Consider the following 12,659-nt stretch of genomic DNA (forward strand, 5'->3'; position numbering starts at 1 on the left):
TCAACGGGCCAGCACGGGCTTGAGCGCCTTGCCCGTGTGCGTGCCCGCAGCCACCAGATCCTCGGGCGTGCCGGCCGCAATGATGCGGCCGCCGTCCTTTCCGCCTTCGGGGCCGAGGTCGATGATCCAGTCGGCCTCGGCGATCACGTCCAGGTCATGCTCGATGACGACCACGCTGTGGCCCGCATCCACCAGGCGGTGCAGCACACGGATGAGCTTGTCCACATCGGCCATGTGCAGGCCCACCGTGGGTTCGTCCAGCACATAGAGCGTGTGCGGCGCCTTGTTGCCGCGCCGGGTCACATCGTCGCGCACCTTGGTCAGCTCGGTGACGAGCTTGATGCGCTGGGCTTCGCCGCCCGACAGCGTGGGCGAGGGCTGGCCCAGCGTGAGATAGCCCAGTCCCACGTCCTTGAGCAGCTGCAGCGGGTGGGCGATGCTGGGCATGCTGGCGAAGAACTCGACGGCCTCGTCGACCTCCATCTGCAGCACGTCGCCAATGCTCTTGCCGCGCCAGGAGACGGCCAGGGTCTCGGGGTTGAAGCGCGCGCCATGGCAGACCTCGCACGGCACCTTCACGTCGGGCAGGAAGCTCATCTCGATGGTGCGCATGCCCTGGCCCTCGCAGGCCGGGCAGCGGCCTTCGCCGGTGTTGAACGAGAAGCGGCCGGCCGCGTAGCCGCGGGCCTTGGCCTCCAGCGTTTCGGCATAGAGCTTGCGGATGGTGTCCCAGAAGCCGATGTAGGTGGCCGGGCAGCTGCGCGGGGTCTTGCCGATGGGGGTCTGGTCCACTTCCAGCACGCGGTCTATGCCCTCGAAGCCCTGCAGGCCCTTGCAGCCGGACAGCGCAGGCGCCTTGCCGGCGTCCATGGCATCGCGCCCGGCCTTGGTGGCGCGCTGGCCCACCCAGGCGGCCACATTGGCCAGCATCACGTCGCGCGCCAGCGTGGACTTGCCCGAGCCGCTGACGCCCGTGACTGCCACCAGGCGCTTGAGTGGCACACGCGCATCCACGTTCTGCAGGTTGTGCAAGTGGGCGCCGCGCACGGTCAGCCAGCCCAGTGCGTCGGACGCGGGTTCGGCGTCGACAACGACAGGCGCGGCCTTCTTTTTGGATTTGGATACCTTGACAGGCGCGGGTTCCGGCACCGGTTCGGCCACGGCGGCAAGCTCGGCGGCCGCCTGCGGCGGCTGGCCTTCGCCCACCCAGCGGCGCGGCTGGAACGGGTGGCGCATGGCGTGCAGCAGGTAGCGGCCCGTGATGGAGTCCTCGGCCGCCATGATGTCGGCCGCCGTGCCCTGGGCCACCAGGCGGCCGCCGCGTATGCCGGCGCTGGGGCCGATGTCGATGATGTGGTCGGCGCGGCGGATGGTGTCTTCGTCATGCTCGACCACGACTAGGGTGTTGCCCTTGTCGCCCAGCTTGTGCAGGGCGTTGAGCAGGATCTGGTTGTCGCGCGCATGCAGGCCGATGGTGGGTTCGTCCAGCACATAGCACACGCCCTGCAGGTTGCTGCCCAGTTGCGCGGCCAGGCGGATGCGCTGGGCCTCGCCGCCCGACAGCGTGGGCGCACCACGGTCCAGCGTCAGATAGCCCAGGCCCACTTCCTCCAGGAATTCGAGGCGGCTCTGGATCTCGGGGATGAGGTCGCGCGCAATGTCGGACTCGCGTCCGGACAGTGCCAGCGCCTGCACCCATTGGCGCACGTCGTTGACCGACAGCTGGGCGATCTCGGCAATGCCCACGCCATGGAAGCGCACGGCGCGCGCCGTGGCGTTCAGGCGTGTGCCCTGGCAGGTGGGGCAGGTCACTTCGGCCAGGTCTTCGATTTCCTGGCCTTCGAACTTGACCTCGCGGCCCCGGTTGTCCTCGACCAGCAGGGTGTCGTCATAGACCTTGCGCTGATCCTTGGTGAGCTTGACGCCCGTGCCCACGCAGTCGGGGCACCAGCCATGCTTGCTGTTGTAGGAAAACAGGCGCGGGTCCAGCTCGGCATAGCTGGTGGCGCAGACCGGGCAGGCGCGCTGGGTGGAGAACACCTGCAGGCTGCCGATGCCGGCCGTGCTCCGGCCGCCGGCCATGGCATCGGCCAAGTTGTCCAGGCCGGACAGCACATGCAGCACGCCCTTGCCTGTTTCCAGCGCCTGCGCCAGGTGGCCGCGCAGTTCGCGCTCGTTGGCAGCCGTGACGGTGACGCTGGCCACGGGCAGTTCGATGGTGTGCTCCTTGAAGCGGTCGATGCGCGGGAATCCCGTGGTGGGCAGGAATTCGCCGTCCACGCGCAGATGCGTGTAGCCGCGCGGGCGCGCCCAGTCGGCCAGTTCGGTGTAGACGCCCTTGCGGTTGACCACCAGCGGCGCCAGCAGGCCGATGGTCTGGCCCCTGAACTGAGTGAGCAATTGGGCCGCGATGCTTTCCGCCGTCTGCGGCTGCACGGCGGCGCCGTCGTGGATGCAGTGCTGCGTGCCCAGCTTGACGTAGAGCAGGCGCAGGAAGTGCCAGACCTCGGTGGTCGTGCCCACGGTGGACTTGCGCCCGCCGCGCGACAGGCGCTGCTCGATGGCCACGGTGGGCGGAATGCCGTAGACCGCATCCACCTCGGGCCGGCCCGCAGGCTGAACGATGGAGCGCGCATAGGCGTTGAGCGACTCCAGGTAGCGGCGCTGGCCTTCGTTGAACAGGATGTCGAAGGCCAGCGTGGACTTGCCCGAGCCCGAGACGCCCGTCACCACGTTGAACTTGCCGCGCGGGATCTCCACCGACAGCTGCTTGAGGTTGTGCTCCTTGGCGTTGACGATCTCGATGGCATTCCTGGCCGCGGCGCCCGACATGGCATGCGCCTTGCGCTGGCTCTTGTAGAGCATGGGGGCGACCTCGCGCACCGCCTCGCCGCCCACGCCCATGGCCAGGTCGTACTCGCGCAGCGCCTGGGCCGTGTGCGAGCCGGGAATCTGGCGCACTTCCTCGGGCGTGCCCTGGGCCACGATGGCGCCGCCGCCGTCGCCGCCTTCGGGGCCGAGGTCGATCAGCCAGTCGCTGGCACGGATCACGTCGAGGTTGTGCTCGATGACGATCAGCGAGTGCCCGGCCTCCAGCAGCTTGCGCAGCGCGCGCATGAGCTTGGCGATGTCGTCGAAGTGCAGGCCCGTGGTGGGCTCGTCGAACAGGAACAATGTGCCCTTCTTGGCCAGCGCCTGCTTCGACTTGGCCTGGGACTTGGCCGCCTCGGCCAGGAAGCCCGCGAGCTTGAGGCGCTGGGCCTCGCCGCCCGACAGCGTGGGCACGGGCTGGCCCAGCTTCACGTATTCCAGGCCCACATCGACGATGGGCTGCAGGGCGCGGATGACCTCGCGGTCCTGGGCGAACAGCAGGGCCGCCTCGGCCACGGTGAGCTCCAGCACATCGGCCACGTTGAGCTTGCGCGGCTGCAGCTCGCCGGCCGCGTGGCGCTCGATCGTGACTTCCAGGATCTCGGGGCGGTAGCGCGTGCCGTTGCAGTCGGGGCAGCGCAGGTAGACATCGGAGAGGAACTGCATCTCCACATGCTCGAAGCCCGAGCCGCCGCAGGTGGGGCAGCGGCCGTCGCCGCTGTTGAAGCTGAACTTGGCGGCCGTGTAGCCGCGCTGGCGCGACAGCGGCGCAATGGCGAACAGCTCGCGGATGGAGTCCCAGGCGCCCACGTAGCTGGCCGGGTTGGAGCGCGCCGTCTTGCCGATGGGCGACTGGTCCACGAACATCACGTCGCTCAGGTGGTCGGCGCCCAGCAGGCGCTCGAAGGCGCCGGCCGCATCCGTGGGCTTGCCGAAGTGGCGCATCAGCGCGGGCACCAGCACGTCCTGGATCAGCGTGGACTTGCCCGAGCCACTGACGCCGGTGATGGTGACCAGGCGCTGCAGCGGAAAGTCCACGTCGATGCTGCGCAGGTTGTGCTCGCGCGCGCCTTCGAGGATGAGGCGTGGCGTGGACTCGGTCACCATGCGCTTGAGGCCGAAGCCCACCTGCTTGCGGCCGCCCAGGTAGGCGCCGGTCAGCGTGTCGGCATGTCGCAGGTCCTCGGGCGTGCCGTCGAACACGATCTGGCCGCCGCGCGCGCCGGGGCCGGGGCCCATGTCGATCATGCGGTCGGCAGCGAACATCACGGCCGGGTCATGCTCGACCACGACCAGGGTGTTGCCCGCATCGCGCAGGCGCTGCATGGCCTCGGTGATGCGTTCCATGTCGCGCGGGTGCAGGCCGATGCTGGGCTCGTCGAGCACGAACAGGGTGTTGACCAGCGACGTGCCCAGGGCCGTGGTCAGATTGATGCGCTGCACCTCGCCGCCCGACAGCGTGCGGCTCTGGCGGTCCAGCGTGAGGTAGCCGATGCCCACGTCGCACAGGTACTGCACGCGCGCCATGATTTCGGCGTGCAGCATCTTGAGCGCCTGGGCCTCGCCGTCATGCAGCGGGGCATCGACTGCCGGCGCCAACTGCTGGAAGAAGTCGCGCAGCCGCACCAGGGGCAGCTGCATCAGGTCGTGCAGGCAAAGGCCCGGCAGCGCGTCCAGCTGCTCACGGCTCCATGCCACGCCCTTCGGCATGAAGCGGCGGTAGCGGCCTTCGTCGCCGGGCGGCAGCACGGCATCGGCGGCCTGCTTGCCGCCCAGGCGCCACAGCAGGCTTTCGGTCTTCAGGCGCGCGCCGCCGCAGGTGGGGCATTCGGTATAGCTGCGGTACTTGGACAGCAGCACCCGGATGTGCATCTTGTAGGCCTTGCTCTCCAGGTATTCGAAGAAGCGCTTGATGCCGTACCAGGTCTGGGTCCACTTGCCGTTCCAGTTGGGCGAGCCGTCCAGCACCCAGCTCTTTTGCGCGTCGGTGAGCTTGGCCCAGGCCGTGTCGCGCGGAATGCCTTCGGCCTCGGCATGGCGCATCAGGTCGTCCTGGATCTCCTTCCAGGCCGGTGTCTGCACGGGCTTGATGGCGCCCGTGCGCAGGGTGAGCTTGTCGTTGGGGATGACCAACCCCCAGTCCACGCCGATCACGCGGCCAAAGCCCCGGCAGGCCTCGCAGGCGCCCACGGCGGAGTTGAAGGAGAACAGCGAGGGAATCGGCTCCTGGTAGCTCAGGCCGCTTTCGGGGCAGTGCAGGCCCAGCGAGAACTTCCACAGCTGGGGCTCGGTGGGCTGGCCACCTGCAGCTTCCACGGCGGAGTCAGGCAGCACATAGACCGTCATGTGGCCGCTGCCGCGCTTGAGCGCGACCTCGATGGCCTCGTAGACACGCGCGCGCTCCACATTGCCCAGGCGGAAGCGGTCGGCCACCACGTCCAGCATCTTGACCTTGAGCGGCGCCGCCGCCTTGGCCTTCTTGCCCTTGGCGTCGGCGGCAGGCTCCACGGCGCCGGCCTTCTCGGCCTCGCGCTCGGCCTGGACCTTGGTGAAGCCGCTGGCCGACAGCCATTGCTCCACCTCGGCGGCCGTGGTGTTGGCGGGCAGCTCGACGGGGAAGGTGATGGCGATGCGCGGATCACCGGCCTGCCGGCAACGCTCGGCCAGCTCCTCCAGCACGCTGTCGGGCGTGTCGTGGCGCACGGGCACGGCGGTGTCGCGGTCGAACAGCTGGGCTGCGCGCGCGAACAGCAGCTTCAGGTGATCGTTGAGCTCGGTCATCGTGCCCACGGTGGAGCGCGAGTTGCGGACGGGATTGGTCTGGTCGATGGCGATGGCCGGCGGCACCCCCTCCACACGGTCCACGGCCGGCTTGTCCATGCGGTCCAGGAACTGGCGCGCATAGGCCGAGAAGGTCTCGACATAGCGGCGCTGGCCTTCGGCATACAGGGTATCGAACACCAGGCTGGACTTGCCCGAGCCGCTGGGCCCCGTGACCACGGTCAGCTCGCCGGTACGGATGTCGAGATCCAGGTTCTGGAGATTGTGCTGGCGTGCGCCGCGAATTCGAATCAGACCGTGCGTCATGGGTGTTCTGTGGTCAGTGGGAGCCAAACATTCTAGGCAGTCCATGCGTCAGGCATCAGACGCTTCTCAATACCTGTATTTTCATACAGGTTAAACAAAAAGATACCCCCTCGACGCATACGCGCGACCATAAAAAAACCCCGGAACCAGTCCGGGGCTCGTGCCTCTTGCCGAGGGCTTACTTGGCCATCTGCACGGAGGCAGGCATGGCCTGCTCACCCGGCACACCCTTCACCTGGGTGACGGCCAGCAGCGACACGACAACAAAGGCCAGGCAACCGGCCGCGATGATCCTCATGGTTTTTTCCTTGATCAGGCTTTGAAAAGACGAGCCCAGACAAAAAGGCCCCGCACCTTTCGGTACGAGGCCTGATATGGCAGGCAGGTGCTGATTGGAACAGACCTGCTTTGCTCGCGGCTTACGCCGCGCGGCGATCAGAATGCGTGACGCACGCCCAGCGCGAAGGAGGAGAAGTCCGCGCCCTTCACACCGGTCATGTAGTTGGCGCCGGCCTTGTTGTCCACCTTGGTGTAGTAGCCGTAGACCTTGGTGCGCTTGCTCAGGTTGTAGTTGTAGCCCAGGGTCCACTGGTTGGCACCGGAGTCGGCAATGTTGCTCCACTTGTTGGCGTGGCCCAGGTTCACGTGGAACTCGGAAGCGCCCAGGGTGTACATGCCCGACAGACGGAAGTTGTTGCGCGTGCCGCGGATCTGCTCGTCGTTGCGCTGGTAGTAGCCACCGACCACGAACTGGCCGAAGGTGTAGGCAGCGCGGAAGGCGGCCTGCTTGTCTTCGTCCACCTGGCTGTAGCCGGCGCCCAGGGCCAGAGGGCCCACGTCGTAGTTGACGGCCAGGTCATAGCCGTTCTTGCGGGCGGGCGTGGCCTTCTCGTGCATGGAGACCGAGCCTTCGACCGTCAGGCCACCGATGTTGGGGGTGGTGTAGGAGATCTTGTTGGCGGTGCCCAGGCCGCTGGCGAACCAGACGGGATCGAAGTACAGCGCGTCGGACGAGGTACCCGTGTCATGGTTGTGCATGCTCACGTAGTCGGCCGTGGCGAAGTACGAACCGGGGAAGAAGTTGCCCATGCGGATCTTGCCGAAGCTGCCCGACAGGTTCACTTCGCTCTGGCGGCCGAAGGTCAGCGCGCCGGTGGAGGAGGAACCCATGCCGGTGTCGGAAGCGAAACCGCTTTCCAGCACGAAGCCGGCCTTCAGGCCGCCGCCCAGATCTTCGACACCGCGCATGCCCCAACGCGAGGAGTTGTTCTCCATCTTGTTGACGGTCTGGTCACCGATCTTTTCGCGTTCGATGGTCGTGTTGATACGGCCATAAATCGTCACGCTGCTTTGCGCCATCACGGTGGTGGAACCCAGCACGGCCAGCACGGCCAGGGCAACGCGGTTCATCTTGATCATCTCGGCATCTCCTTGGGATTGTTGAGTGGGTATTCTTGAAATCTCAGGGCCGACTCCGGCTCTAGATCAGTGCCATTTGCGGCTGCTGCGGATTCTAGGTGCGGGCATGTCAAAAAATGTATGCCCGCCTCTGAAAATGCGCCATCTGATGCTTTGCTGCCACAGGCATGACATGGAAAACCATTAGAAGCACCCAAAGAAAAAGCCCACGGCAAACCGCCATGGGCTTTCGTCAATGCAGCGCCACAAAACACAGTCGGATACTGCGCACACCGCATGCAACCGGCGCGGCCCAACTCAGAGACGCCGAGCAAGAGCCGCCTCGCGGCGATGGCGTCGTCCCCCTCCCGCGAAGCGAGAGAGGGGGAAGGCGCGTCAGCGCCTCAGGGGGAGCCCTCAATCATTCGCGTAGATATCCACATCCTTGGTCTCGCGCAGGAACAGCGTGCCGATGATGGCCGTGGCGCCTGCAATGACGATGGGATACCAGAGGCCGCTGTACATATTGCCGGTCTGGGCCACGATGGCGAACGACATGGTGGGCAGCAGGCCGCCAAACCATCCATTGCCGATGTGATACGGCAGGCTCATCGAGGTATAGCGGATGCGCGTGGGGAACAGTTCCACCAGCATGGCGGCGATGGGCCCGTAGACCATGGTCACGAGGATGACCAGGTAGGTCAGGATGGCGACCATCATGACCTTGTTCATCTTCGCGGGGTCGGCCTTGGTGGGGTAGCCGTCCTCGGCCAGCACCTTGGCCACGGTCTTCTTGAACTCGGCGTCCTTGGCCTTGGCTTCCTCGGGGTTCAGGCCCTTGATGGAGAACGAGGGGATCTCGGTGCTGCCGATGCGGATGAAGGCCGTCTTGCCGGGCGCTGCGTCCTCGGAGTCATAGCTGACCGAGCCTGCGGCCAGCAACTGCTTGGCCACGTCGCAGGAGCTGGTGAACTTGGAGGTGCCCGTGGGATTGAACTGGAACGAGCATTCCTTGGGATCGGCGACGATGACCACCTTGTTCTTGGCCTGTGCCGCAGCCAGGTCGGGGTTGGCCGCTTCGGTCAGCGCCTTGAACACGGGGAAGTAGGTCACCACGGCCAGCACGCAGCCCAGCATGATGATGGGCTTGCGGCCTATCTTGTCGGACAGCGAACCGAAGATCACGAAGAACGGCGTGCCGATGATCAGCGCCGCCGCGATCAGCAGGTTGGCCGTCACCGCATCGACCTTGAGCTGCTGGGTCAGGAAGAACAGCGCATAGAACTGGCCCGTGTACCAGACGACAGCCTGGCCGGCGGTCAGGCCGATCAGCGCCAGGATCACGATCTTGAGGTTGCGCCATTGGCCGAAGGACTCGGTCAGCGGGGACTTGGAGACCTTGCCCTCGGCCTTCATCTTCTGGAAGGCCGGCGACTCGGACAGCGTCATGCGGATCCACACCGAGATGCCCAGCAGCACGATGGACAGCAGGAAGGGAATACGCCAGCCCCAGTCCGCGAAGGCCTGCTCGCCGATGGAGGTGCGCACGCCCAGGATCACCAGCAGCGACAGGAACAGGCCCAGCGTTGCCGTGGTCTGGATCCATGAGGTGTAGGCGCCGCGCTTGCCGTGCGGCGCATGCTCGGCCACGTAGGTGGCCGCACCGCCGTACTCGCCGCCCAGGGCCAGGCCCTGCAGCATGCGCAGGCCGATGAGGATCACCGGCGCCGCCACGCCGATGCTGGCGTAGGTGGGCAGGATGCCGACGATGAAGGTCGACAGGCCCATGATCAGGATGGTCACGAGGAAGGTGTACTTGCGCCCGATCATGTCGCCCAGCCGCCCGAACACCAGTGCGCCGAAGGGCCGCACGATGAAGCCGGCCGCGAAGGCCAGCAGCGCGAAGATGAAGGCCGATCCCGCATCGAGCCCGCTGAAGAATTGCTTGGCGATGATGGCCGCCAGCGATCCGTAGAGATAGAAGTCGTACCACTCGAAAACCGTGCCTAGCGACGAGGCAAAGATCACCTTGCGTTCTTCCGGAGTCATGGGCCGCGGGGTCGCCTTGACCCCCGCGCCTTGCGATGCGTTGATAGCCATGTCTGTCTCCTTGATTTATTGAATATTTAGCGGGCTTGCCATAGGCCCGCCGATTCACTATCCGCCTGCCTGCTGACGCGAATCTGACTCACCTCTTACAGAAATTGACGGCGAACTGAACGATTTCTTACTAACTCAGCAGCAACCCTGATGCCGTCTTTTTCCATGTGAAAAGCACCGTAAAAACCCTGCCAAACCATGCTGCACTGCGTAAGCACTCGGTCAGAAGCGCTTTCCAGAATGCGCCGCAAGGCTGCAGATCCATGGGGCTGCCGCCGCGATTCCAACTTCAGGAGACAAACCATGACCGATCCGGTGGTAGACAAAATACAGCGCCATCCCAAATACCAGGAGTTGCGATCCAGACGCAATCGCCTGGGCCTTTTTCTGACGCTGCTGATGCTGGTCGTTTATTACGGCTATATCGCGCTGATTGCCTTCGACAAATCATTTCTGGCCCAGCCCATTGGCGCGGGCGTGACCTCGCTGGGCATCCCGATCGCCATGGGCGTGATCGTCTTCTCGGTGATCATCACCGGCCTCTACGTGCGCCGCGCCAATGGCGAGTACGACAAGCTCACCCAGGACATCCTGAAGGACGCCACGAAATGAAGAATTCCGCACAACGCATGCTGCTGGCTCCCGCCGTGGCGCTGGCCCTGACGGGGCCCGTGCTGGCCGCCGGCGGAGATGTCGGCATGGCCGCCAAGCAGGCCACCAACTGGACCGCCATCATTCTTTTCACGGCCTTCGTCGTGGCCACGCTGTGGATCACCAAGTGGGCCGCGGGCCGCACCAAGTCGGCCGCCGACTTCTACACGGCCGGCGGCGGCATCACGGGCTTTCAGAACGGCCTGGCGATTGCGGGCGACTACATGTCGGCCGCCTCCTTCCTGGGCATCTCGGCCTCGGTCATGGCCAGCGGCTATGACGGCCTGATCTACTCCATCGGCTTCCTGGTGGGCTGGCCCATCCTGACCTTCCTGCTGGCCGAGCGCCTGCGCAACCTGGGCAAGTTCACCTTCGCCGACGTGGCAGGCTACCGCTTCTCCCAGACGCCGTTCCGCGCCTTCGCGGCCAGCGGCACGCTGGTGGTGGTGGCCTTCTACCTGATCGCGCAGATGGTGGGCGCGGGCCAGCTGATCAAGCTGCTGTTCGGCCTGGACTACTGGATCGCCGTGGTGCTGGTGGGCGGCCTGATGATGATCTACGTGCTGTTCGGCGGCATGACGGCCACGACCTGGGTGCAGATCATCAAGGCCTGCATGCTGCTGGCCGGCGTGACCTTCATGGGCTTCATGGTGCTGGCCAAGTACGGATTCAGCCCCGAGGCGCTGTTCGCCGAAGGCGTGCGCGTGCGCTCCGAGATCGCTGCCAACAACGGCGCCGACCCCTCGGCCGCCGCCAAGGCGGGCCTGGCCATCATGGGTCCGGGCGGCTTCATCAAGGACCCGATCTCGGCCATCAGCTTCGGCATGGCGCTGATGTTCGGCACGCTGGGCCTGCCCCACATCCTGATGCGCTTCTTCACCGTGCCCGACGCCAAGGAAGCACGCAAGAGCGTGTTCTGGGCCACGACCTGGATCGGCTACTTCTACGTGCTGATCTTCATCATCGGCTTCGGCGCCATCACCCTGGTGCTGACCAACCCCGAGATGGCCGATACGGTCAAGGGCGTGATCCACGGCGGCGCGGGCACGGCCAACATGGCGGCCGTGCTGGTGGCCAAGAGCGTGGGCGGCGACGTGTTCTACGGCTTCATCTCGGCCGTGGCCTTCGCCACCATCCTGGCCGTTGTCGCGGGCCTGACGCTGTCGGGCGCCTCGGCCGTGTCGCATGACCTGTACGCCACCGTGATCAAGAAGGGCAAGGCCGACAGCGCCGCCGAGCTGCGCGTCTCGCGCATCACCACGCTGACGCTGGGCGCCATCGCCGTGCTGCTGGGCATCGTGTTCGAGAAGCAGAACATCGCCTTCATGGTGTCGCTGGCCTTCGCGGTCGCTGCCTCGGCCAACTTCCCCCCACTGCTGCTGTCGGTGCTGTGGAAGGACTGCACCACCAAGGGCGCGGTGATCGGCGGCTTCATGGGCCTGATCTCCTCCGTGGGCCTGACCGTGGTCTCGCCCCCGGTGTGGGAGGCCACGCTGGGCAACCCCGCAGGCTCGGCCTGGTTCCCCTACGCCTCGCCCGCGCTGTTCTCCATGACCATCGGCTTCGTGGGCGTGTGGCTGTTCTCGGTGCTCGACAAGAGCGCCCAGGCCGCCAAGGAACGCGCCATCTTCCCCGCGCAGCAGGTGCGCTCGGAAACAGGCCTTGGCGCCTCGGGAGCTTCGGGCCACTGAGCCACCGAGCCCCTCAGGCTCCCACCATGCAAAGCCGGGCCCAGCGCCCGGCTTTTTTGTTGGCGTGGCAGCAGCCGCCCTCAGATTGATCGGCTGGAGAAGGCGCGTGATCGGATATGCGATGGCCGGCGCCGTCCAGGCCTCTAGACTTGCGGGGTCTGCGCAGCTTCGCCTGTGCAGCACCGCTTCCCTCTTCAACGCACAGGACAGATCCGACATGCAACTCATCAGCCAAAGCTTCCAGGACGGCCAGGCGATTCCCGGCGAATTCGCGTTCGCGGTGCCCGATGCGGCCTCGCACGTGGCGCTGTCGTCCAACCGCAACCCGCACCTGGCCTGGAGCGGCGCGCCTGCGGGCACGCAGTCCTTCGTCGTGGTCTGCCATGACCCCGACGTGCCCAGCCGCGGCGACGATGTGAACCAGGAAGGCCGCGAAGTGCCGGCCAGCCTGCCGCGCGTGGATTTCTTCCACTGGCTGCTGCTGGACATTCCGGCCGCCACCACCGAGATCGCGGCAGGCGCCCAGTCCGACGGCGTCACGCCGCGCGGCAAGAGCGGCCCGGCCGCCCCCGGCGGCCTGCGCCACGGCATCAACGACTACACGGGCTGGTTCGCGGGCGACGAGCAGATGAAGGGCGACTACTTCGGCTACGACGGCCCCTGCCCTCCGTGGAACGACAGCATCGTCCACCACTACATCTTCACCGTCTATGCGCTGGCCACGCCCACGCTGGCGGTCTCCGGCGAGCTGACCGGCGCCAACGTGCGCGCGGCGCTGCAAGCCGGCCAGGTGCTGGGCAAGGCCAGCATCACCGGCCTGTACAGCCTGAACCCGTCAGTCTCCGCCGCTTGAGCGAACGC

6 protein-coding genes are annotated in these 12,659 nt (G+C 66.1%); 3 read left to right on the plus strand and 3 right to left on the minus strand.

Annotation, left to right across the window (positions count from 1 at the left end; all coding sequences use genetic code 11):
• From uvrA to A4F85_RS28520, 3 genes are all read right to left on the minus strand, one after another.
• A complete protein-coding gene (gene uvrA / locus A4F85_RS28510) occupies nucleotides 1–5,958 on the minus strand; it encodes an excinuclease ABC subunit UvrA (RefSeq protein WP_063328539.1) in 5,958 nt (1,985 codons plus the stop codon).
• 435 nt (nucleotides 5,959–6,393) lie between these two features.
• Nucleotides 6,394–7,377: a porin gene (locus A4F85_RS28515; RefSeq protein WP_013800410.1), complete on the minus strand. Its 984-nt coding sequence runs from the start codon at nucleotides 7,375–7,377 to the stop codon at nucleotides 6,394–6,396.
• A 396-nt stretch (nucleotides 7,378–7,773) separates the two neighbouring features.
• The gene (locus tag A4F85_RS28520) at nucleotides 7,774–9,456 is read right to left on the minus strand and encodes an MFS transporter (protein WP_063328540.1); all 1,683 of its coding nucleotides are present in this window, start codon (nucleotides 9,454–9,456) and stop codon (nucleotides 7,774–7,776) included.
• A 303-nt stretch (nucleotides 9,457–9,759) separates the two neighbouring features.
• On the opposite strand from A4F85_RS28520, the gene A4F85_RS28525 reads away from it, so the two are divergent.
• From A4F85_RS28525 to A4F85_RS28535, 3 genes are all read left to right on the plus strand, one after another.
• A complete protein-coding gene (locus A4F85_RS28525) occupies nucleotides 9,760–10,068 on the plus strand; it encodes a DUF485 domain-containing protein (protein ID WP_013800408.1) in 309 nt (102 codons plus the stop codon).
• Nucleotides 10,065–11,798 carry a cation acetate symporter gene (locus A4F85_RS28530; RefSeq protein ID WP_063328541.1) on the plus strand — a complete coding sequence of 578 codons (1,734 nt, stop codon included), beginning with the start codon at nucleotides 10,065–10,067 and terminating at the stop codon, nucleotides 11,796–11,798. Before A4F85_RS28525 ends, A4F85_RS28530 begins: the two co-directional genes overlap by 4 nt.
• Nucleotides 11,799–12,015: 217 nt before the next feature.
• Complete coding sequence (locus tag A4F85_RS28535; RefSeq protein ID WP_063328542.1) at nucleotides 12,016–12,651, plus strand: YbhB/YbcL family Raf kinase inhibitor-like protein; 636 nt, start codon at nucleotides 12,016–12,018, stop codon at nucleotides 12,649–12,651.
• Nucleotides 12,652–12,659 lie beyond the last annotated feature (8 nt).

This window comes from Delftia sp. GW456-R20 (assembly GCF_001622915.1).
Classification (GTDB): Bacteria; Pseudomonadota; Gammaproteobacteria; order Burkholderiales; family Burkholderiaceae_C; genus Comamonas; species Comamonas acidovorans.

Excerpts from the sequence above, each read along its gene's own strand:
- uvrA (WP_063328539.1), bottom strand. The coding sequence starts at position 5,958 with ATGACGCACGGTCTGATTCGAATTCGCGGCGCACGCCAGCACAATCTC.
- A4F85_RS28515 (WP_013800410.1), bottom strand. The coding sequence starts at position 7,377 with ATGATCAAGATGAACCGCGTTGCCCTGGCCGTGCTGGCCGTGCTGGGT.
- A4F85_RS28520 (WP_063328540.1), bottom strand. The coding sequence starts at position 9,456 with ATGGCTATCAACGCATCGCAAGGCGCGGGGGTCAAGGCGACCCCGCGG.
- A4F85_RS28525 (WP_013800408.1), top strand. The coding sequence starts at position 9,760 with ATGACCGATCCGGTGGTAGACAAAATACAGCGCCATCCCAAATACCAG.
- A4F85_RS28530 (WP_063328541.1), top strand. The coding sequence starts at position 10,065 with ATGAAGAATTCCGCACAACGCATGCTGCTGGCTCCCGCCGTGGCGCTG.
- A4F85_RS28535 (WP_063328542.1), top strand. The coding sequence starts at position 12,016 with ATGCAACTCATCAGCCAAAGCTTCCAGGACGGCCAGGCGATTCCCGGC.